Raw genomic sequence first — 22,088 nt, 5'->3', positions numbered from 1 at the left:
CGTTCCAGAAGCCTATGTGCAAGCTGTTTTTGCAGAACTAAATCGCCGTCCCCGAAAATGTTTAGGATACAAAACGCCATACGAAGTACATTACTCTAAAAAGTTGCACTTAGCTTGACAATTCGCCATGCAAAATGTACCTGGAATGTACCTTATGATAAATTTATAGATATAGTATTAGGTTTCTGAAACAGGTGTGATGTCCATCCCTTTCGGGAAGTACTCCTGCAGCATTTCTTTGTATTTTCATTGCTGCCCCGGCGTACATAATCTGATACATTAGGATTGCGATATTCCAAGCGCAAACAGCCAGCAATTTCTGTCGGAAACCCATACTGGGGGAAGAAGGAAAGCCTTTACGGCCTCGTATCATGCTGTATCTTCTAACCGCTTCTACGGCCTGCAGGAGATACGGCGGCGCGTAGAGCGGTTACCAGCAGTTACATGCCCTGTACCGTATTTCTGCGTAATTTCCGGAGTAATGGGCGAAGGAGGCCGGCCAAGTTTGGCAGCAATTTGAGCCCTAGAATAGGATTTTGCCCGAAAAAAGAGTATCTTTTCCCGTTCATATAGTACAAGATGAGGATAGCAGCACACAGGGTTCCTCCGATATACAAGTTGTTTGGTAACCGCTAGTATACCAAAAACCGTTGTGTCATTTTTTCTTGTAAGCATTGCACCTAGATGATAACTTCATCATTCGGTTTATCCGGATATGGCGCAGTCATATCAAAGCGCTGCATGTGACTGGGAGAATTTGCAACCTACATATCTTTACATTGGATCCTGTCAAATACAAGCTGCTGTCGATGCATTACTTTCATATCAGAATTAAAATATTAATAGGGCTGCCGCACTGTTAACGTGCGGCAGCCCTCATGTTGCTGCGATTTATATTGATTTTAAATACAATGCATACGCTGCTGCGCGGGATTTAACAGGAATAGCGCATTAACGCAGTTCATTCATTACTGCACGGGCAAACCTCTTTTTTGATGAAAATCCGGTTCATATTATCAGAACTCTTGCTCCGCAGGGCGGTTCAGAGGCATCTTGAGCCACCACCACTTGAAGATGCGGTTGACAAGGATACAAGCCGCAAAAATCACAATATAGAGGATAATAAATTGCCAGTGCTGGCCGCAGAGAAGCATACTGGGGGCCATGGACCAAGCAAACATTTCAAAGGGAGTGGTCAGCGGCCCGGCCAAGGCAGTATCGTTTAGGGTCTTGGACTTGTTTTCCGGGTCCACGATGCGCAGTAGGATAAAGCCGATGGCAAACACACCAGTGGAATAGCCCCACACGAAGAGAGAGCGCTCAAACCAGCTGCCTTTATTCATGGCAGCGCCAAAGTACATCAGGGTGAGCACCACCAGCACCATGCCGAACAGCAGCAGCAACAGCAGCGGTATAGCGTACGCCACAATAACAGAGATCTTGATAGAGGCGATACCGAAAAACACCAAATAGTCAGTGGCAGTGCCGGAGATGCGGCTGATCACCGTATTATCCATATAATGCCCCACTCCAGTTTTTTGGAAGCACAGGAACATGGCCATGCCAATGAGGAAAGCCAGCAGGTAGCTGGGCAGGTCCAATCCTATGGCGTCCTTGATCCACCCGTTGGCCAAAAATCCTGCGCCGGAAGCTATCAAAAGCAGGGCCAAATGCCAGGCCAAGGGATCCAGCACCACGGAGGCGACCGTCTCCTTACCCATGGAGCCCCGATTCTTCTCATCCTTGATCAGGCCGGTCTTCAAATCTCCGGAGATGTACTGGAAGCTCTCAATATACTTGGTCCAGCCTCGCTTGGTTCCAATCTTGATAAAGAACAGCCCGCCGAAGATGCCGGACAGGATGCCCACCGTGGCGCAGGTCATCCCAATGTCGGTGGCATCAGTAAAGCCCAGCTCCGCCATAGCAGAGCCCACCGCAGCGGCGGTACCGTGACCGCCGGAGAATCCGGAGGCCAGCAAAAACCCAAAGCCGTAGTTAATCTCCGGGAACAGCTCGGAAATCACCAGCACCCCAAACAAAGGCGCAAAGGCGAACTGGATGGCCTGAGCCAGCACTTTGTAGGAGAAATAGGAGCCAACCCGCTCCACCTCGGACTTAAATTTGGTCTTGGAGAAGGAGAAGCCCCCCATGCCCACGGCCGCAAAAATCAGGATGATCAGCACGCCGGGATAACTGCCAATGGAGTTGGAGAAGGGCAGCACGTTCAACCCCTGATTCCCCAGGACCAAAGCGATAAAACCGGCAATCATGCTGGCCGGCACAAAAAATTTCTGAACCAGAGGCACCTTGGCCCGGATTAACTGTCCAATCACAATAAACAGCGAGGCAAAGGCAAAGTCCAGTAAAAAGTCGTTGACGCTCATAAAATTCCTCCCATGAAATAAAATAAAGGGAAAGTCCCGCCGGGGTGGTTCTCCTCAGCAGGACTTTCCCAAACTCGCCAAGCTCTCCACACAGAGGGCTGCGAGTATGCTTAGAGCTGAATGAAGTTTTCCGAACGGGTATTCGTAGTGCGGGGAGCGGGATCCAGATCCCGATCCGCTATCCCCAGAATATCTTCAGGGCGAATCCAGGGCCGGTTTTGGATAGCGCTGGTTTCCTCATGGGTGAGGTATCCCTGATAGGTAGTCAAGCTGCGCCGAAGGAATCCGTCCCGGGCGCAGGCCTCTGCTACCCCGTTGTTCAAAATGGAACGGAAGTGGGGAAGCACTGAGGCAGCATAGGCAATGGAGGTCGACTGGGCAATGGCGCCGGGGATGTTGCTGACGCAATAGTGAACCACGCCCTCCTCGATATAGCGGGGATCGTCGTGAGTGGTTTCGTGGAACGTCTCAATAGCGCCTACGTCGTTGCTGATATCTACGATGACGGAGCCCTTCTCCATGGAGCGGACCATTTCCCGGTCGATCATGTACTCCGTGGCGTTCTTGGGCCAGCGCACGCAGTTATATACTACGTCGATTTCCGGCAGAAGCTTTTTCAGGTTGTACCGGTTGGAAATCTGGGTATTGATTTCCTCGTTGAACTGCTGGGAAATATCCCGCAAAGTGCCGATATTTATGTCCATCACGGTCACCCAGGCCCCCAAGGCGTGGAGGACAGATACACAAGCCCGGCCCACGGTACCGCCGCCCAGTACCAGAGCTTTGACGCCAGGCGCGCCGCCCAGGCCATTGACAAATTTTCCCTTGCCCCCGTGGATAGACAACAGGGAATCAAGACCCATCAAGGCCCCCATTTTGCCAGCTGCCTCACAGTTAGGGGAGCCATACCGATGGCTGTCCTCAGCGCTGAAAGAGATGCACTTGCTGTCCAGAAGAGCCTGCACCTCTTGGGGATGAGCGGCAGGATGAATGCAGGTCAGGATGATCTGATTCTCCCGCAGCAGGGGAAACTCACAGGGCTCCAGTTCCTTGACCTTGGTAACAAAGTCACATGTCCCATAGATTTCCTCCATGGTGTCCACCAGTTTAGCGCCCTCTTTCTCATACTGCTCGTCCGAAAAGCCCGCGCCGATACCGGCGCCGCGCTGGACGTAGACCTCGTGGCCGTCGCCCACAATGGCGTCGACTTCCGCAGGTGTAACAATGGTGCGGTATTCGCCGGTTTTGATATCCTTTAACAGTCCGAATTTCATCTTAAAATCCCTCCGTTTTGTATGGCATGGATCAAACTCCAGCCGTTGATTTTGCAATTTTATAAATAAATTTATCTCGATTTCTTCAAAAATCGAGATGGTTTCAAGGTCTGTATGCACAAAAACGCCAATAAAAAAAGACCAATAATTGTATTATAATACAGTTTTCAGACATGTCAAGCAGAACTCTCTCGGCTAATAGTGTAAAGTAGTTGTAGGTATTTTTTGAAAGGACATTTTCAATAGTTCCTTTAACTAGTTGATATGGCTGCTATCGTTGCGTTATAAACGCCATGCAGCCATATGCCGGTACGGGTATTGCCGTTACATTATACGTCATTTACTCTTATATAATAAATTTTCCCACAATTAGTTTGCGCTGTCATATGTACTAAAATTCACGAATATCTTGACAAGAAGCATCTATTCGCTATAATAATATATAGAGTGTGACTGACAAAGCCGCACGAAGGGGTACACCACCGCGGGTGTAATTCTCTTCGTGCGGCTTATTTTTTATGAAAGGAGAACGCCGATGGTACGAATTAATGGAAAAGAAGTCCAGGCTGCGGGCATGAATTTGCAGGCCTATTTGGACCAGGAAGAGCTGCGGCCGGAACGCATCGCCGTCGAGCTGAACGGCGCTATCGTAAAGCGCGGAACCTATCGCACCGTCACCTTATGCGACGGCGACACGATGGAAATCGTCCAGTTCGTCGGAGGAGGCTGATAGGCATTCCCCGCACAGAAGTACCATTATCTCATACAGCAGCAAATACAAAGGAGTTGTTTCTCATGGAACAAAAAGACACGTTGATTCTCGGCGGTCATGAATTTACATCCCGCTTCATTCTCGGTTCGGGCAAGTATTCCGTCAACCTGATTCAGGCTGCCGTCGAACAGGCCGGCGCGCAGATCGTCACGATGGCCCTGCGCCGCGTCGAAGCCGGGCAGAAAGATAATATCCTCGACTTCATTCCCAAGGGCGTAACCCTTCTTCCCAACACGTCGGGCGCCCGCAACGCCGACGAAGCCGTCCGCATCGCCCGTCTGTCCCGCGAAATCGGCTGCGGCGACTTTATCAAAATCGAAATCATGCGCGATTCTAAATACTTGCTTCCCGACAATGTAGAAACGGTAAAGGCGACGGAAATCCTGGCCAAGGAAGGCTTCGTCGTATTGCCCTACATGTACCCCGACCTGTACACGGCCCGCGACCTCGTATCGGCCGGCGCAGCCGCCGTCATGCCCTTAGCGTCGCCGATCGGCTCCAACAAGGGCCTGTCCACGAAGGATTTCATCCAAATCCTCATCGACGAAATCGACTTGCCCATCATCGTAGACGCCGGCATCGGCCGCCCGTCCCAGGCCTGCGAAGCCATGGAAATGGGCGCCGCCGCTATCATGGCCAACACGGGCCTGGCGACGGCAGGAGACCTGCCCCTCATGGCCAGCGCCTTCCGCAAGGCGATTGAAGCAGGCCGTCAGGCCTATCTGGCCGGCATGGGCCGCGTCAGCGAAACGGCATCGGCGTCAGACCCGCTGACAGGATTCTTGGGCGACTAAGGAGGTACGACGATGACAGAACAACGCATTGACCACATGACCTATCTTCCGGGCATGGAAGTCCTTGATTCGAACATGCTCGACGAAGTGACGAAATACCACGACGCCTTCCATGACGAAGACTATACGTCCCAAGACGTCGAACGGGCCCTGAATAAGCAGCACCTGGAACCGCGGGACTTCATGGCCCTCTTGTCGACGGCTGCCGCTCCGTATTTGGAACAAATGGCCCAGAAGGCCCACATCGTGACGCGCCGCCATTTCGGTTCCAACATTTCCATCCTCACGCCGATTTATTTTGCCAACTACTGCGACAACTACTGCATCTACTGCGGCTTCAACTCCCACAATAAAATCAAGCGGGCCCGCCTGAACGACGAAGAGCTCCACCGCGAATGCCAGAACATCGCCAACGCCGGCATCGAAGAAGTCCTCATGCTGACCGGCGAAAGCCCGAAGATGTCGGACATTCAGTACATCGGAAACGCCGTCAAGATCGCCCGCCAGTATTTCCGGGTCATCGGCATGGAAATCTACCCGGTCAACTCCGACGATTACAAATACCTCCACGAATGCGGCGCCGACTACGTTACGGTATTCCAGGAAACGTACAACTCGACGAAATACGAAACGCTGCACCTGGCTGGAAATAAGCGCATCTTCCCCTACCGCTTCTATTCTCAGGAACGGGCAATTTTAGGCGGCATGCGCGGCGTCGGCTTCGCTGCCCTTCTCGGCCTCGACGACTATCAGAAAGACGCCGTCGCCACGGGCATGCACGCCTACCTCATGCAGCGCAAATATCCTCACGCTGAAATTTCCTTGTCCTGTCCGCGGCTGTGCCCGATTATCAACAACGATAAAATCAATCCGAAAGACGTAGACGAACGGAAGCTCACGCAGATCATCTGCGCCTACCGCCTGTTTCTCCCCTATGCGGGCATCGTCGTATCGAGCCGAGAAAGCGCCCGGTACCGCAACGCCATCATGAAAATCGCCGCTACGAAGGTATCGGCCAGCGTCTGCGTCGGCATCGGCGGCCACTTGGAAGACGACGGCTCCGAAATGGGCGACGAACAGTTTGAAATCACCGACAGCCGCTCTTTCGACGAAATGTACGCCGCCATCAAGCACATGGGCCTGCAGCCTGTGACCAGCGACTACATCTATGTATAAGCTATCTCCTTTTTATAACCTAACTATAGAAACGGCAAAAACAGCTTGCAGACTAATCCACTGCCAAGCTGTTTTTGTTATCTCCCCCTGCTGTCTTTGCTATGATTATTTATCATTATTTCTATATCTTCGCGGCATTTATTTTGTTAGATAAATCTCCAGAAAATACTTATTTTTGTAAAAATTTATACAGTGTATGCCCTTACATCATTTATTTTTAGAATGACCTATATTCCTACCGTATAAACATTGACGGAGCTATGAGATTAATATATAGTAATAGTATATATACATTATAATTTTATGTCATTATACTATACAACGATCGGGTGATATTATTGTGTTAAAAGTAGTTGCAATAACAAATCGCGAACTTGCCACGACGAATTATTGGGACCAGCTTGAACAAATCGCCGCGTCCGACGTCGATACCATTGTTCTTCGCGAAAAAACGCTGTCAGAAGATGAATACGTCGAATACGCAAAAAAAGCGCTGCGCCTGTGCAACATGCACGACAAGACGTGCATTCTCCACCACTTCGGCAAAGCGGCCATCCGCCTGCACGTTCCCCGTTTCCAGTGTTCGCTGGAGTATTTGGAAACCCATTCGTCCCTTCTCTATTATATGACGACCCTGGGCGTTTCCGTCCATACGCCGGAGGAAGCAGCGCGCGCCGAAAAGCTGGGCGCAACGTACATCATGGCCAGCCACGTATTTCCGACAGACTGCAAAAAAACGATGCCGCCAATCGGCACGCAGACCGTCCAGGCCATCTGCGACGCCGTGTCGATTCCCGTCTACGCCTTAGGGGGCATCAATCTTCAAACGGTCAAAGAGCTCGGCACTACGCCCGTTGCCGGCGTCGCCCTCATGTCAGGGCTCATGGTCTGCCATGACGTGCCGGCCTATGTCCGCGAACTCAAGCAGCAGCATTAAGGAAGAAGGGATACTGTATGAATCAGGCTTACGTCATCATCGACATGCAGAACGACTTCATCGACGGCGCCCTGGGGACCAAGGAAGCCCAGGCCGTCGTACCGCGCATCGAAGCTAAAATCGTCGCCAGCAAAAAGGACACGTCCGTCAGCACCGACTTGATCTTCACGCAGGATACGCACGGAGAAAATTACTTAGACACGCAGGAAGGGCAGAAACTTCCGGTCCCGCACTGTATCAAGGATACAAAGGGCGGGAATATATGCCGTCAGCTCCTGCCGTATACCTTATTTGCCACCATCTTGGAAAAGCCTACCTTCGGCAGCACCGATTTGATTGCTGAAACGGCGGAGTACGACCGCATCGTCCTCATGGGCGTATGTACGGATATCTGCGTCATTTCCAACGCCATGCTGCTGAAAGCCTTCTATCCGGAAAAAGAAATTTGCGTCGACGCCTCATGCTGCGCCGGCGTCACGCCGGAAAGCCACGCGCGGGCCCTGGAAGCCATGAAAATGTGCCAAATCGATATCCTTTAAGGCCATTTTCACCTTGTAAATTCCGCAAGAAATGATATACTAACTATGAAGAATGAATGAAACAAGGAGCATTGTAGATGCACCGAACGAACCCCCTCACAGCGGCCATTGCGAGGGGGTTCTAACGCTATGTATACCGGCGCTTCGGCAAGGCTGGTTGCTCACATCTTCCTATTCAGCTGACACCCCTTCCTCGTTGCGGTTTGGGTAAGCAAAGCGCTTAATCATACGCAAAAAACCTTTGCCTTAGGACTTCCTTGCAAATTTCGCATGGAGGATTCATCAGTCATACAGCCAGTCCCTTTCAAGAGCCTTAATCTTAAACATAGCCTAAACACCCCATAAAAAAGATGTCGCCGAAGAAACCGATCTTTCTTCAAGCGACATCTTTTTCATTATATTATGTTTTGTCAGCTGCCGGCGGTATGACAGCATATCCCGCAGCCCCTTCTACTTCAAGCCAAGAGCTTATCCAGATGGAGCGGAGTGCTATGCGTATAGAAGAAAAGCCTTCCTTGATCCTGAGACGACTGTGATACCATATGGTTATGCCGTCGCATTCTTCACGCAGAAAACCGCCTTGAATTGGTTTACCTAAACCAATTTCCGGAACATAACTGCCCCAGATGCGATCACCTTTTCAAGTCCCGCCCAAGGACGGCTCAAACGTCAAGGATATGATAACGTGTCCGCCATGCTTTTGAATATACCCTTTCGCCGCCAGCGTTACGGTAAACATAGCCTTAGGCTCGGCCGGCCGCGTCGGCTGCCATAATTGCAGCGTATACTTCGTCAGCCGTAATATCGGCACGGACGTTTTTCGTAAACTGCGTCGGAACTGTCGCTGCGGCGGCAACCTGGCGAAGTTCTTCTTCTTTTACGTCCGTAATGCCCATATCGGCTAAGCACGACGGCAAGCCAACGGACTTGATATACTGCAGAACCGTATCCCATTCTTCCTGCGGAGCCTGTTCCAGCTGCAGCTGTACCAACAAACCGAAGGCTACCTTTTCGCCGTGAGACATGCCGTGGGCCTGCGGCACATAGGCAAATCCGTCGTTGACGGCATGCGCCGCAGCCAGGCCGCCGTCTTCAAAACCGACGCCGCTCAAATATACGCAGGCTTCGACGACGGCTTCCAGTTCCGGCGTGACGACGTGCTGTTCTACAGCTTCCAAGGCTTTCAGAGAATCCTTGAGGAGCGTCTTATAGCACAATTCGGACAAAGCCATCGCCGTCATAGAGCACTTGCCGCGGGACATGGTCTTTGCGCCGCTGCGGTAGCAGGCACGGGCTTCAAAATACGTCGACAAGGCGTCGCCCATGCCGGAAACGAGGTAATGCTTCGGAGCCTGGGCAATAATTCCCGTATCGACGAGAACGACGTCGGGATTGCGGTGCATCATGAGAGCCTTAATGACCACGCCTTCGTCATTATAAATAACGGCTACGCTGCTGCATGGCGCGTCATTAGACGCAATCGTCGGAATAATGACAGACGGCAATCCGCCTAAATTCGTAGCGACGGCCTTCGACGTATCGAGAGCCGTGCCGCCGCCGACGCCGACGATGACGTCGCAGCCACTTTCTTTGGCTACAGTCATTGCATCTTCAATGGCCTGCTTCGTGCACTTGCCGCCAAATTCACAGAATACGACCTTTTTATCGGCGCTTTCCAGTGAGGCCGCAATGCGGTCGCCAATGCGCTTCTTATTGTTGGGAGACAGCAACACCAAAAACGTCGTCCCTAATTTTTTTACATACTTGCCTAACTTATCCAATTCGCCTTCGCCCTGGATATAGTATCCGGGAGCTTTCAATCCAATAGCCATGTATATTCCGCCTTTCTTATCCGTTATACTCTCATGATGCAAAATCTCCCTGTCAGGTAAACGTGCCGGCGCACGCCGCCTGCAGGGAGATCTTGCCTTGCAACTGCATACCGCCGGAGGCAAGGAGTCAGGCCTCAGGGCGGATATGCCTTATACATCATTCATAAGCAGTGAAGTGATACCAAAATTAGTCTTCAATATGCGCGATAGCTTTAGCCAGCTGTTTCTTCATGCGCAGGTTGCCCTGACGGGAAATCATGATGCGCTGCGCCTGCGGCGAGCCTGCGCCGTGCATGGATTCCGTGCGGTAGCCGACGGCAGCCGTGCCAAGGCTGAGGTTTTCGATGAGACGCAGTACTTTCAAGCGGTTTTCCGTCGATACGGAGCTTACGCCGCGGAGATATTTTTCAACGTACGGCCCGATCTTCGGATCGCGAAGGTCTTTTTCAGACGGAGCCGTTACCATGAGGCCGCCGGCAATATCTTCGGCAAGGCGGACGATTTCATAGGGAAAACGGGTGACGTTCTGCTTGCATACGTTCGCCAGCAGGAGGTCGATGAGATAGTTGCCCGAAGCGGTCTTCGTACCCAATGCGGAGCAGGCGATACCGCAGGCATACAGCGTTTCGTTGAGGTGCTGCATTTCGATGAGCTTATCTTTAATGTGCGATGCCTTCGGGCAGCCGTTGTAATCGGCAGCCAACGCAGCGGCGCCGATGAGGACGTCGCCTACACCAACCTTGCAGCCGCCGTAAGACTGACGGTGGTAGCCGGCGAAGCGTTCGACGAGAACGCCGGCAAATTCATATTCGCCGTTGAGGTAGATGTTTTCGTTCGGAATGAATACGTTGTCGAAGATAACGAGAGCTTCCGTGCCGCCGAATTCGGGGTTGCCCGTATCCATTTCGGCGCCTTCGAGCTTACGTGTATCGCAGGACTGACGGCCGACGATCATGAAAATGCCTTCGGCGTCGGTCGGGCAGGAGAAGGAAATAGCGTAGTCCTTGTCGTCTTCGCCCATAGCAATCGTCGGCATGACGATAACTTCATGGGAGTTGATGAAGCCCGTCTGATGAGCTTTTGCGCCGCGGACGACGACGCCGTCGGGGCGGCGTTCTACGACGTGGAGGTACAAATCAGGATCTTCCTGTGCGTGGGGAGCCAGGCCGCGGTCGCCCTTCGGGTCGGTCATGGCGCCGTCAACTGTAAGGTCCTGCGTCTGCACCCGTTTCATGAAGGTCATGAAGTTGTCATGATAGTGAGTGCCGTATTTCTGGTCGATATCATACGTCGTGGAGAATACGGCGTTGAAAGCGTCCATGCCTACGCAGCGCTGGAAGCAGGAAGCCGTTTTCTGGCCGAGGAGACGCTGCATTTTTACTTTGTTCATCAAGTCAGTCGTGCTCTGATGAATGTGCGTAAAGCGGTTTACCCGTTCGCCTGTATACGGAGAAATAACGGTCATCAAATCCTGGTATTCCGGCATCTGAGCCAAGTCATAAGTCATGCGGACGGAATTCAGAGACGGACGGAGAATCGGGTCGTCTACAGGACATTCTACTTTTTTGCCAAACATGTATACCTGCAAGTTCAGTTTTCTCATGCTTTCAATATACTGTTCGCCAGTCATTAACGTCATAAATAAATCATCCTTTCCGGGAAAATACATCGAGAGATAGTAAAGACTGCACGGACACACAAAGGTCTCGTTTCATTGCAGTGTCTTGCTTATATAATTAGCAACAATCGTGCCAAGTTGACACAATTAGGCTGAAATTCAGAAAAATTTTTCTGCAAACAGGAAATGAATCCATGATTGTGGGGAAAAATAAAAATCTTCATGCCTCTTTTTGCTTCATTTTTGGTTCTTGCCATAGGCAAATATTGTCTTTTGTGCTAAAATTGCAACAAGAGAAACCGCATTGTTGTTTCAATAATGGTTCAATAATTCTGAATACGTCATTTTTGGCACAATAATAGATATCAAAACCAATTTTGTTTCAAAACAAGAGATACGGCAGGAGAAATTGCCGGCAGTTTGACAAAAAACGGTGCATCACGCCGCTTCATCGCCTTGTATTTTTCATTTTCACTTGGATTTTTTGCCATTTTCAGCCCTGATAATCCTGCGCGCAGGCCGGCAAGCAGCTGTCCCCACAGCATTTGGCATAGTTATTGCTTATGTATTACCATATAATAGTTAAGGAAAAGGAGTGACCCCCATGTCTACAGCTACTCGCGCCGAAATCGAAGGCGTATTGGACACCTACGTCCGCCCGTCGTTGGCTTCACATCAAGGAAACGTCGTCGTCGTCGATTATACCGACAATGTACTTCGCATCCGCCTGACGGGAAAATGCAGCGGCTGCCCCTCTGCCCAATTAACAACAGAAGAGCTAATCTCTGCAACGGTCAAAGAACACATCCCTGAAATCGAAGATGTCATCTTAGTCAGCGGCGTCAGCGACGAATTAATTGCCCAGGCCAAGGCCATCTTACAGAACGGGCACTTGTAGGAGTTCCGCATGAAGATAGGGATAAAATACTGCGGCGGCTGCAACAGCCGGTATGACCGCACCAAAGAAGTGGAAAAGCTGAAGAAACAATTTCCCCAGCATGAATTTACCTACCAGGTAGATACGGCCATCTGCGATATCTGCCTTCTCGTCTGCGGCTGCATGACGGCCTGCGTGTCGCCAGAGGGACTGGCGGCGAAACGCTTCGAGCAGCTTTGCACGCCGGCCCAGTTTACCCAGCTGGCGGCGGCGCTGAAAGCAGAGTCCGACGACCAACGGCCGGAGAAAAAACACCTTTGCGCCGGTCATACGGCGTCGGCGCAAAAGACGATAACCGAAGCCGATATACAAGGCTTTGCCGCCCTTACGGGAAATTACGGAAAACTCCACGCCGACGCGGCCTTTGCCGCCCAATGCGGATTTAAACGGCCCGTCGTCCCGCCTTCGCTCGTCGAAAGCCTGCTGTCAGCCCTCATGGAAACGCAGCTTCCCGGCGACGGCGCCATCCTCATGGAAAGCAGCGTACGCTTTCCAGAGCCGGCGTACGTCGGCGACACGGTGACGTCGACGGCAGCAGTGCTGGAAATAAGGCCGCACGACCGCGGCTACGCGGCGACATTGCGCGGCGTCTGTACGAATCAAAACGGAACCATTCTCGCCGAAGGCACGTACCGCTATCTGCTGCCGGAGGCCTTGTTTTCCTGTACTCTTTAACTAACGACAGAAAAGGTGATACTATGACAAACTTAGAAAAATACGACAAACTCTTCATGACCAACTTCAAATTGACGAAAGACCAGCTCTCCGGTTTAAAATACCGTTCCATCAAATTATGGGACTCTATGGGCCACATGACGCTCATGGAAGACATGGAAGATACCTTTGACATTTCCATTGATACGCCGGACGTATTGGCTTTCAGCTCTTATGAAAAAGGCATGGACATCCTCCGCAAATATGGAGTCGACATTTAAACTCCCTGAGCCGGCATGCCTGGTCGATCCATTGACGGAAAGCAACTGCTATATCTTCACGTCCGGCAGCAGCGCGTTGCTCATAGACCCGAACAATGCCGACCTAATCAACACGTATGCAGCGGAACACCATCTCGTCCCGGAATACGTTTTGCTCACTCACGAGCACTGCGACCACATCGCCGGCCTCAACGACCTGCGCAGCCGCTGGCATCTCTCCGTCGTCGCCAGCAAAAAATGCAGCGACGGCATCCAAAATACGAAGATGAACATGACACGCATCATGGAATCGTATCTGTACTTTAAAAGCGGCGGCAAGCTGCATGTTTCCTATCCGAAATTTACCTGTCAGGCAGCGGATATCGTCTTCAACGACCCAGTATACGATTTCGTCTGGAAGGGGCACACCTTCCGCTGCATCGCCGCTCCGGGCCATACGCCGGGCAGCATCTGCATCGTCGCCGACGACGCTCTCTTGTTTTCCGGCGATTACTTCATTCCCGGCGAAGAAATCATTACGCGCCTGCCCGGCGGCGACGACGAGGCTTACCAAACCGTCGGCAAAGACGTACTGCGCTCCCTGCCGGCTCCCATTTGGACCTATCCCGGCCACGGCCTTCCTTTCATGCTCACCCAGGAGGTGAAAAAACAGTATGGACTATAGCCAATGGCTATCGTACGCGCCCTACGCCTGGACGCAGGAAGAAAAAGAAAAGCAGTATCTGCCCTATTTTCAAGAGCTGACAGAGCATCATCGCCGTCATTGCCGGCCCTATGGCCAAGCCCTCGACGTATTCGGGTACGGCAGTCAGTTTTCGGCGCTGGAGCAAATTCCCATGCTGCCGATCCGCTTATTCAAATACTTGAAATTGCAGAGTATTCCTGACGAAGACATCTTCAAGATCATCACGTCGTCGGGAACGACGGGCCAGGCCCGCTCCCGCATCGTCCTGAACGCGGCGACGGCGCAAAACCAGCAGCTCACCTTATACGCCATCGTCAAGGATTTTCTCGGTGCAGGCCGCGTGCCTATGCTCATCGTCGATTCGCCGTCCGTCTTTACTGACCGGGCGGCGTTCAACGCCCGCGGAGCCGCGATCCTGGGTTTTTCCATCTTCGCTAAGAAAAAATATTACGCCCTGACAGACGACTTGACCTTAAATAAAGAGGCCTTGCAGGCCTTCGCCTCCCGCACGGGACCAGTCCTCATTTTCGGCTTTACCTTCATGATTTGGAAATATTTGTGCCAGGCCATTGCCGCCGCGGGGCTTTCCTTCGACTTTTCCAATGCCGTCGTCATCCACGGCGGCGGCTGGAAAAAAATGGAAGCCCAGGCCGTGTCGGCCGAGGCTTATAAACGGCGGCTGTACGACCAGTTCCGCATTTCCCGCGTCCATAACTACTACGGCATGGCCGAGCAGACGGGCTGCGTATACATGGAATGCGAAGCCGGCCATCTCCACGCCAGTATTTTTTCCGACGTCATCGTCAGAGACCCGGAGGATTTTTCGCCCTGTCCCATAGGAAAATCGGGAATCCTCCAAGTCCTCTCTCCCATGGCCGTATCCTATCCCGGCCATTCGCTTTTGACGGAGGACATGGGCGCTATCTTAGGCGTTGACGATTGTCCCTGCGGCCGCAAGGGAAAGTATTTCCGCATTGATGGCCGCATTCCGCAGGCTGAAATCAGGGGGTGCAGCGATACTCATGAATAATCAATACACGCTTTTAGCCGGCTCTATACCGGAAAAACCATTCCCGATGAAGCCCTTCGCCCCTGTCGTACTGGATTTTCTTGCCGTACTGTCGCACGAGCTGCGTCATCATCCCATAGCCCGGACCGAACCCGCCTGGAGTGCACTTGGCTTCTGGCTGCGGCCCAATCACCTTAAGCAGCTGAGCCTGCATCTTTCCCAGCAGGAAGCCCGCCTTGGACGGGGCCTCATCTTTCACATCGCGCCGGCAAACATGCCGACAATCTTCGCCTACAGCCTGTGCATTTCCCTGCTGGCTGGAAACGGCAACATCGTCCGCGTCTCGCCGCGCCTGGCTCCGGCTGTCGCCCCTATATGCAATGTAATTCACAGGATTTGGCAGGACGACAAATTCGCCGCCTTGCGCAGGCAGAACGCCATCGTCACCTACGGCCGCGACGACGAGCTGACGGGCCGCTTTTCCCAACAATGCGACGGCCGTATCGTCTGGGGCGGCGACAAGTCTATCGCCGAAATACGGACCTTTCCCCTGCCGCCGCAAGGCGTAGAGTTGGTCTTTGCCGACCGATATTCCTTCGCCGTCTTCGACTGCTCCAGTATTCAGAACGGTTCGGACGACGAGCTGCGCGCCTGGGCGCACCACTTCTACAACGACACGTACGAAGCCGACCAGAATGCCTGCTCCAGCCCGCGCTTCGTCTTCTGGCTCGACGAAAGGGGCTCGGCCTTTGAAGCGGCGCAGCGGCGCTGGTGGGACGCCGTCGCTGCCGAAGCTAAAGCCTATGACCTGCAGCCCATCAAGACCAGCGGCAAATACACCGACGCCTGGGAATTCGCCATGACCCAGCCGCACCTCCAGTCGGCGGCCTTCCGGACCAACAGACTGTACGTATACACCCTGTCGTCCCTGCCGCCGGACATTACGGCCTTATCAGGCTCCTTCGGCCAGTTCTTCCAATTCCCAATCCGAACCCTCGACGAAGTCCTGCCCTTTGCCGTCAAGAAGGTCCAGACCGTCTCCACCCTGGGCATCGATCCGGCAGTGCTGAAACAGGCCCTCGTCGAAGCCGGCGCCATGGGCGTCGACCGCGTCGTACCGGTCGGCCAGGCCTTGGATATGAGCGTCCTGTGGGACGGGTACAACATGCTCGAAGCCCTGTCCCGCGTCATAGAGTGAGGAGGCTTTCCTATGTATTTCTTTGACAAACATCCCAACTTCAAGGCGCATACGCTCTTTGAAGACGATTGCGGACAGGCGGCGACATATGAAACCTGGTATGCCCACGCCGACGAGCTGGGAGGCATCATGCCGTCCCGGTCCCTGGCGGCCATCGTATGCCGCAATACCATCGGTTCGGCCTTGTCTTACTTGTGCTGCCTGCAACGCCGCGTCGTCCCCCTGCTCCTAGACGAAGCCATGGACGACGAGCTGAAACAGGGACTCCTGGCCGCGTACCGCCCGGAATTCATCTTTTGCCCCTGCGGAACGGAAGGCGGCAAGCCCCTCTATTCGCTGTATGACTACGACGTATACCGCTATAATGATACGTCGCCGGCCCTATACGAAGGCCTGGGCCTGCTGCTGACGACGTCAGGCAGTACGGGAAGCCCGAAGCTCGTCCGTCTGAGCTACGACAACATCCAATCCAACGCCGCCTCTATCGCCCAGTATCTGGAACTAACCGCCGCCGACAGGCCCGTATCGAGCCTGCCCATGCACTATACCTTTGGGCTGTCCGTCATCAACAGCCACGTCCTCTGCGGCGCGGCGGAATGCCTGACGACGGCGACGGTTTTCGACGCAGCCTTTTGGCAGTTCTGCAAGGAAAAAAGAGTGACGTCCATCGCCGGCGTTCCCTTTACGTACGAATGCCTGCGCCGCCTGAAATTCACGGCCATGGAGCTTCCCGACTTGACGCTGATGATTCAGGCCGGCGGAAAATTGTCGAAAAAGCTGCAGAAGGAATTTGGCCAATACGCTGCCGGCACGGGAAAGCGCTTCGTCGTCATGTACGGCCAGACCGAGGCGACGGCCCGCATGTCCTACCTGCCGCCGGCCGACTGCCTCCGCAAGATCGGCAGCATCGGCGTCGCCATCCCCGGCGGCTCCTTCCGCATCTTGGACGACGACCACGCCGAGCTGACCGAACCCAACGCAATCGGCGAGCTGTGCTACGACGGCCCCAACGTATCCCTGGGCTACGCCCATGGCGCCGACGACCTCCAATTAGGAGACGAACGGCACGGCCGCCTGCTTACGGGCGACTTGGCCTACTGCGACGAAGACGGCTTCTACTATATTGCCGGCCGCAAAAAACGGTTTGTCAAAATCATGGGCAAGCGGGTCAACATGGACGAAGTCGAGCAGCTGTTCAAAAACGCCTTCGCCGACAGGGATTTCGCCTGTACCGGCGGCGACGACGACCTGCTCGTCTTTACGACGGCTCCGGAAACGGACTGCTCCGACTTGGAGGATTTCCTCTTCGCCAAGGCGGGCCTTCATCCCAGCTGCTTTACCATCCGCTCTGTCGCCGCGATTCCCAAAAACTCGTCGGGCAAGACGCAGTATACGGACTTGCCCGGCCTAAAGGACTGAGGATATGCCAATGGACGCACGTATGACCCTTACGCAAGAACAAATTCAAAAACTGTCGGCTATGCAGATCCAATCGCTGCAAATCCTGTCCATGTCCTCGGAAGACCTGCGCAGCCTGCTGCAGAAGGAGTCGGAAGAAAATCCCTTTCTCGATTACCATCCGTCGTCGTCCCGCGGCGGCGCAGCAGAATTTCTCCAGTTCGTCGCCGCGCCGGACAAGGACAGGATCAAAAATTTCCTCATAGAGCAGCTCAATCCTAGCCAGTTTACCAAGCCCCAGTGGGCTCTGCTGAATTATCTGGCCCAGTGCGTCGACGACCAAGGCTATTTGACGGTGACGGAACAAGATGTATCGCGCTTTCCCCTACCGGACGGACTGTTTTCCCAGGCCGTCGCCATCCTGCAGGGCCTGCATCCGCCGGGAATCGGCGCATCGTCGCTGCAGGAGTGCCTGAAATTGCAGCTGCGGCGAAAGGGTGAGCTGACGCCCTTAGCGGAAACCCTCGTCGACTCGTTCTTAGAAGATATCGGGAAAAACCATATCGCCGCCGTCTGCCGGGCCCTGGGCCTTCCGAAACAGCAGGTCCTGCCGACTATCCGGCGCATCCGCGCCCTCGACCCGGCCCCGCTGAAGGGCCTCTTTGACAGTGCAGACGCCTACGTCGTTCCCGACGTCATCATCCGGCCAACCGAAGGGGAATATGAAATTATCCTGAACGACACGTGGTTCGCCTCCTATTCCATGAGCGATTACTATATCGCCATGATGCATCAGGCCGACGACCCGGATATCAAAACCTATTTCCAGCAGAAGCACGCCCGCTGCTCCCTGCTGCTCCACAATATAGAACGCCGGCGCCAGACCCTCGCCGCGCTGACCGGCGCGATTTGGGAATGGCAGCGCGAATACCTGGAGACTCACCATGCCCTGCGGCCTATGACGCTCAAGGACATGGCGGAGAAAACGGGACTCCATATATCGACGATCAGCCGTGCCATCAAGGACAAATACGTGCAGACGCCGTACCGGACCCTTCCCTTCAAGGCCTTATTCCAATGCCCCCTGCGGAAAGACGGCCAGTCCCTTTCCAAAGACGCCGTCAAGAAAGCCCTTTGCCAGCTGATCCGCGAAGAAGATAAGGAACGCCCGTACAGCGACGCCCAGCTGGTAGAAATGCTGTCGGCGCAATTCCATACAGCAATTTCCCGGCGAGTTGTTCAAAAATACCGCAGCCTGCTTCATATCCCCAATTCTTACGCGCGAAAGATCCAGCCATGACCGCCCTACACTAAACAGCATGCTGGAAGAGAGGAGTCCTATGGGAACGAAAGAAATTTTTTCCACTGTCGCCGAAGCGGCAGAACACCTGAACGCGATTATCGAATACTCCTTCGACGGTATTTTCATTACCGATAAAAACTGCAACGTCCTGCGCATCAACCATTCGTACGAAGAAATTACCGGCCTGACAAAAGACGAAATCTTAGGAAAGAATATGGCCGATTTGGTGCAGCAGAAGCTCATCTCCGAGTCGGGCTCTCTCATCGTGTCCCGCACGAAGCGGCCCGTCACCTTGCAGCAGCGGTTCAAATCGGGGAAGGAAGCCCTGGTCACCAGCTCGCCTATTTTCGACAAAAACGGCGAACTCCTTATGATCGTCACCAACGTCCGCGACCTGACGGAAATCTACAACCTCAAGGAATCGATACAGGAAAAGACCGACGCCATCGAGCGCCTTCGCCTCGAGCTGGAACACATTCAGACGCCCCTTACGGAGCGGGAGCTCATCGTCCGCGATGAAACGGCCCTGGCAGCCATGGTATTGGCCAACCGCGTCGCCCCCATGGACACGACGGTCATCTTGTTCGGCGAAACGGGCGTCGGCAAGGAAGTCATGGCCCGATATATCTACCAGCACAGCAGCCGGGCCAAAAACAGCTTCATCCAGGTAAATTGCGGCGCCATCCCGCCCAGCCTCATCGAAAGCGAGCTCTTCGGCTACGAAAGCGGCGCCTTTACCGGAGCCAGCCGGGGCGGCAAAATCGGCCTGTTCGAATTAGCCGACAAGGGAACACTCTTTCTCGATGAAATCGGCGAGCTGCCGAAAGACATGCAGGTCAAGCTGCTGCGAGCCCTTCAGGAGCAGGAAATCATGCGCGTCGGCGGCACCAAGCCGATAAAAATCGACGTGCGCATCATCGCGGCGACGAACCGCAATTTGGAAGACATGGTGAAGAACGACCAATTCCGCGAGGATTTATACTATCGCCTCACAGTCTTTCCCATTTCCATCCCGCCCCTGCGGTTCCGCAAAAAGGATATTACCCCCCTGGCCCTGTCGTTTTTGGGCAAGCTCAATCAAAAATACAATTTTAAGAAGAGGTTTTCCAACATTTCCATTCAGCTCCTGAACGAATACCCCTGGCCCGGCAATATCCGCGAGCTGAAAAACATCGTCGAACGGGCCGTCATCATCAGCTCCGGCGACGAAATCAAGCCGGAAGACCTCCACCTGCTCCGGCCGACGAATCCTGTCGTCCCAGCCGAGCAGGAAGCCGAAGAAGCTGCGCCGGAGACGGCAGCCGAAGTACCGGACGCACTCCCTTCCGACTTAAACGAAACGCTGGAAAAGCTGGAATACCATTACCTGACGATGGCCTACGAACAGGAGGGCAACGTCCGCGCCGCCGCCAAGGCCTTGGGCATCACGCCGTCGACCTTTGTCCGCAAGCGCAAGCGCTATGAAGAAACCTATGGAAATAAGGCTTGAGGTATTGTTGACATATGTCATCTATACTTTTATAATAATACTGAATCACTGAAAAGGGAGGTAATTCCATGCCGAGACCGCCGCGGTGCCGCCGCGTCTGTTCTCTGCCCAAGGCCGGCGAGTTCGCCCCGTCCGGCTGCGCAGCCGACGCTGAGGTCATCATCATGCGCATTGATGAATACGAAGTCATCCGCCTGATCGATTTGCTCGGGCTGACGCAGGAGCAGTGCGCCGCCCAGATGGACGTGTCCCGCACGACCGTCACGGGGATTTACGACGGCGCCCGCCGAAAAATTGCTGATGCTCTCGTCCATGGAAAGCGCCTTCTCATCGAAGGCGGCCACATACAACTCTGTGAACATACCGGCTCCTGCTGCCACACGCGCTGTCAGGCCGGAAAATGTAATCCCAAAAAGGAGAATGATAGTAATGAGTGAAAATTGCAATCACGACTGCTCCAGCTGCAGCAGCGAATGCTCCAGCCGCACGCAGCCGCAGAGCCTTCAGGCTCAGCCCCATGAAGGAACGCACGTAAAACACGTCATCGCCGTCGTCAGCGGCAAAGGCGGCGTAGGTAAATCCCTCGTCACGTCCCTCATGGCCGTACAAATGCAGCGCCGCGGCTTTAAGACGGCAATCCTCGACGCCGACATCACCGGCCCGTCCATCCCGAAGGCCTTCGGCCTGACAGAACGGGCTACAGGCGACGCCAACGGCATTTTCCCTGTAGAAACAAAATCGGGCATTAAAGTCATGTCCATGAACGTACTCCTGGAAGACACGACGGCTCCCGTCGTATGGCGCGGACCGGTCATTTCCGGCGCCGTAAAACAGTTCTGGACCGACGTCGTCTGGGGCGATATCGACTACATGTTCGTCGACATGCCGCCGGGAACGGGCGACGTCCCCCTGACGGTATTCCAGTCCCTGCCGGTCGACGGCATCCTCATCGTCACGTCGCCGCAGGAGCTCGTCTCCATGATCGTCGAAAAGGCCCTGAAGATGTCGGAAATCATGCACATCCCCGTCCTCGGCCTCATCGAAAACATGAGCTATTTCGAATGTCCCGACTGTCATTCCCGTCATGAAATCTACGGCCCGAGCCATGTAGAAGAATCGGCGGCCAAATACGAAATCCCCCATACGGCTAAGCTGCCTATCGACCCGGAATTCGCCATGCACTGCGACAAGGGCGATATCGAAAGCTACGTATCGGACAGCTTGACCGATACGGCCACATACCTCGAAGGCGTATTAAACAAATAATCACCTCTCTACAATACAAAAAGCTGGCCCGAAGAACTCCTGTGTCTTCGGGCCAGCCTTTTTGTATTTACGACTCGTCGTCGTCTGTTTCGATGATCTCCGTGATCGTAGCCTTCGTATCAATTTTCTTTCCCAGGGACGAATCGTACAGCTTAACCAATACGGCGCTGACTATCAATCCGGCTGCCGCGCCAATCAAGGCCGACAAAACCGTCTCGCCGAAGGAGTAGCCGCCGATGCCGCCTAATATAACCAGGAACAAGGGGACGATAAAACAGATAAAAGCCCCCATGACAAGGTGCTCGTCCTGCACTTCATACCGCACGTCCTGTCCTTCCTGAGCGCCGAGGCTGTTTCTCGCCGTCACGTAGACGTGCTCGGCGCCAAAGCAGGCGCTGCAGGCAACGTATAAATGATCGCGGTTGACGCGGACTTTCGCCAGGCCGCCGTCGAGGATTTCCGTAATGGTGCCTTCGCCAATTCGCATATGACTCCCTCCTCATCTATCTAAAAAATAATGATTATCTATTGAGTATCTTTAG

22 protein-coding genes and 1 pseudogene are annotated in these 22,088 nt (G+C 53.7%); 17 read left to right on the top strand and 6 right to left on the bottom strand.

Annotated features, from left to right (window positions below):
• A pseudogene (locus CJ260_RS13090) lies at positions 1–118 on the top strand (IS30 family transposase); the annotation flags it as partial.
• A gap of 898 nt (positions 119–1,016) precedes the next feature.
• Here the strand turns inward: CJ260_RS13090 and CJ260_RS02990 are convergent.
• The gene (locus tag CJ260_RS02990) at positions 1,017–2,384 is read right to left on the bottom strand and encodes a sodium/glutamate symporter (protein ID WP_095629117.1); all 1,368 of its coding nucleotides are present in this window, start codon (positions 2,382–2,384) and stop codon (positions 1,017–1,019) included.
• A 110-nt stretch (positions 2,385–2,494) separates the two neighbouring features.
• Positions 2,495–3,658 (bottom strand): alanine dehydrogenase, encoded by a 1,164-nt coding sequence (locus CJ260_RS02985; RefSeq protein WP_095629116.1) that lies wholly within the window; start codon positions 3,656–3,658, stop codon positions 2,495–2,497.
• A gap of 535 nt (positions 3,659–4,193) precedes the next feature.
• Between CJ260_RS02985 and thiS the strand changes: the two genes are divergently transcribed.
• The 5 genes from thiS (at position 4,194) to CJ260_RS02960 (ending at position 7,876) form a co-directional block, all read left to right on the top strand.
• Entirely contained in the window at positions 4,194–4,388 is a 195-nt protein-coding gene (thiS, locus tag CJ260_RS02980) for a sulfur carrier protein ThiS (protein ID WP_087477249.1), read from the top strand.
• Positions 4,389–4,453: 65 nt separating this feature from the next.
• On the top strand, positions 4,454–5,224 hold the full coding sequence (locus CJ260_RS02975; protein WP_087477248.1) for a thiazole synthase: 771 nt from the start codon (positions 4,454–4,456) through the stop codon (positions 5,222–5,224).
• A 12-nt stretch (positions 5,225–5,236) separates the two neighbouring features.
• Complete coding sequence (gene thiH, locus CJ260_RS02970; RefSeq protein WP_087477247.1) at positions 5,237–6,400, top strand: 2-iminoacetate synthase ThiH; 1,164 nt, start codon at positions 5,237–5,239, stop codon at positions 6,398–6,400.
• A gap of 340 nt (positions 6,401–6,740) precedes the next feature.
• Positions 6,741–7,337, top strand: coding sequence for a thiamine phosphate synthase (locus CJ260_RS02965; protein WP_087477246.1), 597 nt, complete (start codon positions 6,741–6,743; stop codon positions 7,335–7,337).
• Between the two features lie 17 nt (positions 7,338–7,354).
• The gene (locus tag CJ260_RS02960) at positions 7,355–7,876 is read left to right on the top strand and encodes a cysteine hydrolase family protein (protein WP_095629115.1); all 522 of its coding nucleotides are present in this window, start codon (positions 7,355–7,357) and stop codon (positions 7,874–7,876) included.
• A 743-nt stretch (positions 7,877–8,619) separates the two neighbouring features.
• Here CJ260_RS02960 and CJ260_RS02950 read toward each other — a convergent pair.
• The 3 genes from CJ260_RS02950 to CJ260_RS12670 all read right to left on the bottom strand — a co-directional run bounded on the left by CJ260_RS02950 (position 8,620) and on the right by CJ260_RS12670 (position 11,871).
• Positions 8,620–9,708, bottom strand: a complete 1,089-nt coding sequence (locus CJ260_RS02950) for a glycerol dehydrogenase (protein ID WP_095629114.1) — start codon at positions 9,706–9,708, stop codon at positions 8,620–8,622.
• 187 nt (positions 9,709–9,895) lie between these two features.
• Positions 9,896–11,347 carry a 4-hydroxyphenylacetate 3-hydroxylase family protein gene (locus tag CJ260_RS02945; RefSeq protein WP_087477243.1) on the bottom strand — a complete coding sequence of 484 codons (1,452 nt, stop codon included), beginning with the start codon at positions 11,345–11,347 and terminating at the stop codon, positions 9,896–9,898.
• 344 nt (positions 11,348–11,691) lie between these two features.
• Entirely contained in the window at positions 11,692–11,871 is a 180-nt protein-coding gene (locus CJ260_RS12670) for a hypothetical protein (RefSeq protein WP_143747670.1), read from the bottom strand.
• A 59-nt stretch (positions 11,872–11,930) separates the two neighbouring features.
• Between CJ260_RS12670 and CJ260_RS02940 the strand changes: the two genes are divergently transcribed.
• The 11 genes from CJ260_RS02940 (at position 11,931) to CJ260_RS02890 (ending at position 21,546) form a co-directional block, all read left to right on the top strand.
• A complete protein-coding gene (locus CJ260_RS02940) occupies positions 11,931–12,224 on the top strand; it encodes a NifU family protein (RefSeq protein WP_095629113.1) in 294 nt (97 codons plus the stop codon).
• A 9-nt stretch (positions 12,225–12,233) separates the two neighbouring features.
• The gene (locus tag CJ260_RS02935; protein ID WP_095629112.1) at positions 12,234–12,938 is read left to right on the top strand and encodes a MaoC family dehydratase; all 705 of its coding nucleotides are present in this window, start codon (positions 12,234–12,236) and stop codon (positions 12,936–12,938) included.
• Between the two features lie 23 nt (positions 12,939–12,961).
• Positions 12,962–13,198 (top strand): acyl carrier protein, encoded by a 237-nt coding sequence (locus CJ260_RS02930; RefSeq protein WP_095629111.1) that lies wholly within the window; start codon positions 12,962–12,964, stop codon positions 13,196–13,198.
• A complete protein-coding gene (locus CJ260_RS02925; protein ID WP_095629110.1) occupies positions 13,182–13,862 on the top strand; it encodes an MBL fold metallo-hydrolase in 681 nt (226 codons plus the stop codon). Before CJ260_RS02930 ends, CJ260_RS02925 begins: the two co-directional genes overlap by 17 nt.
• Complete coding sequence (locus tag CJ260_RS02920; protein WP_095629109.1) at positions 13,852–14,913, top strand: AMP-binding protein; 1,062 nt, start codon at positions 13,852–13,854, stop codon at positions 14,911–14,913. The genes CJ260_RS02925 and CJ260_RS02920 overlap by 11 nt, the downstream gene beginning before the upstream one ends.
• The gene (locus tag CJ260_RS02915) at positions 14,906–16,090 is read left to right on the top strand and encodes an acyl-CoA reductase (protein WP_095629108.1); all 1,185 of its coding nucleotides are present in this window, start codon (positions 14,906–14,908) and stop codon (positions 16,088–16,090) included. The genes CJ260_RS02920 and CJ260_RS02915 overlap by 8 nt, the downstream gene beginning before the upstream one ends.
• Before the next feature lie 12 nt (positions 16,091–16,102).
• Complete coding sequence (locus CJ260_RS02910) at positions 16,103–17,509, top strand: AMP-binding protein (protein ID WP_095629107.1); 1,407 nt, start codon at positions 16,103–16,105, stop codon at positions 17,507–17,509.
• Positions 17,510–17,531: 22 nt separating this feature from the next.
• Positions 17,532–18,788 carry an RNA polymerase factor sigma-54 gene (gene rpoN / locus CJ260_RS02905; RefSeq protein ID WP_233127875.1) on the top strand — a complete coding sequence of 419 codons (1,257 nt, stop codon included), beginning with the start codon at positions 17,532–17,534 and terminating at the stop codon, positions 18,786–18,788.
• 40 nt (positions 18,789–18,828) lie between these two features.
• Positions 18,829–20,280, top strand: coding sequence for a sigma-54-dependent Fis family transcriptional regulator (locus tag CJ260_RS02900; protein WP_095629105.1), 1,452 nt, complete (start codon positions 18,829–18,831; stop codon positions 20,278–20,280).
• Positions 20,281–20,348: 68 nt separating this feature from the next.
• Positions 20,349–20,717, top strand: coding sequence for a DUF134 domain-containing protein (locus tag CJ260_RS02895; protein WP_095629104.1), 369 nt, complete (start codon positions 20,349–20,351; stop codon positions 20,715–20,717).
• A complete protein-coding gene (locus tag CJ260_RS02890) occupies positions 20,710–21,546 on the top strand; it encodes an Mrp/NBP35 family ATP-binding protein (protein ID WP_087477232.1) in 837 nt (278 codons plus the stop codon). The genes CJ260_RS02895 and CJ260_RS02890 overlap by 8 nt, the downstream gene beginning before the upstream one ends.
• A 67-nt stretch (positions 21,547–21,613) precedes the next feature.
• Here CJ260_RS02890 and CJ260_RS02885 read toward each other — a convergent pair whose 3' ends face one another.
• Positions 21,614–22,033 (bottom strand): SoxR reducing system RseC family protein, encoded by a 420-nt coding sequence (locus tag CJ260_RS02885; protein WP_087477231.1) that lies wholly within the window; start codon positions 22,031–22,033, stop codon positions 21,614–21,616.
• Between the last annotated feature and the right edge of the window lie 55 nt (positions 22,034–22,088).

It is taken from the genome of Megasphaera sp. ASD88 (assembly GCF_002287425.1).
In the GTDB taxonomy this organism is placed as follows: Bacteria; Bacillota; Negativicutes; order Veillonellales; family Megasphaeraceae; genus Megasphaera; species Megasphaera stantonii.
Note: the sequence above shows the minus strand (reverse complement) of the source record. Positions and strands in the feature narration are given on the sequence as shown.

Coding starts and splice junctions, on each gene's coding strand:
- CJ260_RS02885 (WP_087477231.1), bottom strand. CDS start 22,033: ATGCGAATTGGCGAAGGCACCATTACGGAAATCCTCGACGGCGGCCTG.
- CJ260_RS02910 (WP_095629107.1), top strand. CDS start 16,103: ATGTATTTCTTTGACAAACATCCCAACTTCAAGGCGCATACGCTCTTT.
- CJ260_RS02925 (WP_095629110.1), top strand. CDS start 13,182: ATGGAGTCGACATTTAAACTCCCTGAGCCGGCATGCCTGGTCGATCCA.
- CJ260_RS02985 (WP_095629116.1), bottom strand. CDS start 3,658: ATGAAATTCGGACTGTTAAAGGATATCAAAACCGGCGAATACCGCACC.
- CJ260_RS02920 (WP_095629109.1), top strand. CDS start 13,852: ATGGACTATAGCCAATGGCTATCGTACGCGCCCTACGCCTGGACGCAG.
- CJ260_RS02975 (WP_087477248.1), top strand. CDS start 4,454: ATGGAACAAAAAGACACGTTGATTCTCGGCGGTCATGAATTTACATCC.
- CJ260_RS02890 (WP_087477232.1), top strand. CDS start 20,710: ATGAGTGAAAATTGCAATCACGACTGCTCCAGCTGCAGCAGCGAATGC.
- CJ260_RS02930 (WP_095629111.1), top strand. CDS start 12,962: ATGACAAACTTAGAAAAATACGACAAACTCTTCATGACCAACTTCAAA.
- CJ260_RS02895 (WP_095629104.1), top strand. CDS start 20,349: ATGCCGAGACCGCCGCGGTGCCGCCGCGTCTGTTCTCTGCCCAAGGCC.
- CJ260_RS02915 (WP_095629108.1), top strand. CDS start 14,906: ATGAATAATCAATACACGCTTTTAGCCGGCTCTATACCGGAAAAACCA.
- CJ260_RS02900 (WP_095629105.1), top strand. CDS start 18,829: ATGGGAACGAAAGAAATTTTTTCCACTGTCGCCGAAGCGGCAGAACAC.
- thiS (WP_087477249.1), top strand. CDS start 4,194: ATGGTACGAATTAATGGAAAAGAAGTCCAGGCTGCGGGCATGAATTTG.
- CJ260_RS02945 (WP_087477243.1), bottom strand. CDS start 11,347: ATGACGTTAATGACTGGCGAACAGTATATTGAAAGCATGAGAAAACTG.
- CJ260_RS02940 (WP_095629113.1), top strand. CDS start 11,931: ATGTCTACAGCTACTCGCGCCGAAATCGAAGGCGTATTGGACACCTAC.
- CJ260_RS02960 (WP_095629115.1), top strand. CDS start 7,355: ATGAATCAGGCTTACGTCATCATCGACATGCAGAACGACTTCATCGAC.
- CJ260_RS02935 (WP_095629112.1), top strand. CDS start 12,234: ATGAAGATAGGGATAAAATACTGCGGCGGCTGCAACAGCCGGTATGAC.
- CJ260_RS12670 (WP_143747670.1), bottom strand. CDS start 11,871: ATGCTGTGGGGACAGCTGCTTGCCGGCCTGCGCGCAGGATTATCAGGG.
- rpoN (WP_233127875.1), top strand. CDS start 17,532: ATGACCCTTACGCAAGAACAAATTCAAAAACTGTCGGCTATGCAGATC.
- CJ260_RS02990 (WP_095629117.1), bottom strand. CDS start 2,384: ATGAGCGTCAACGACTTTTTACTGGACTTTGCCTTTGCCTCGCTGTTT.
- thiH (WP_087477247.1), top strand. CDS start 5,237: ATGACAGAACAACGCATTGACCACATGACCTATCTTCCGGGCATGGAA.
- CJ260_RS02950 (WP_095629114.1), bottom strand. CDS start 9,708: ATGGCTATTGGATTGAAAGCTCCCGGATACTATATCCAGGGCGAAGGC.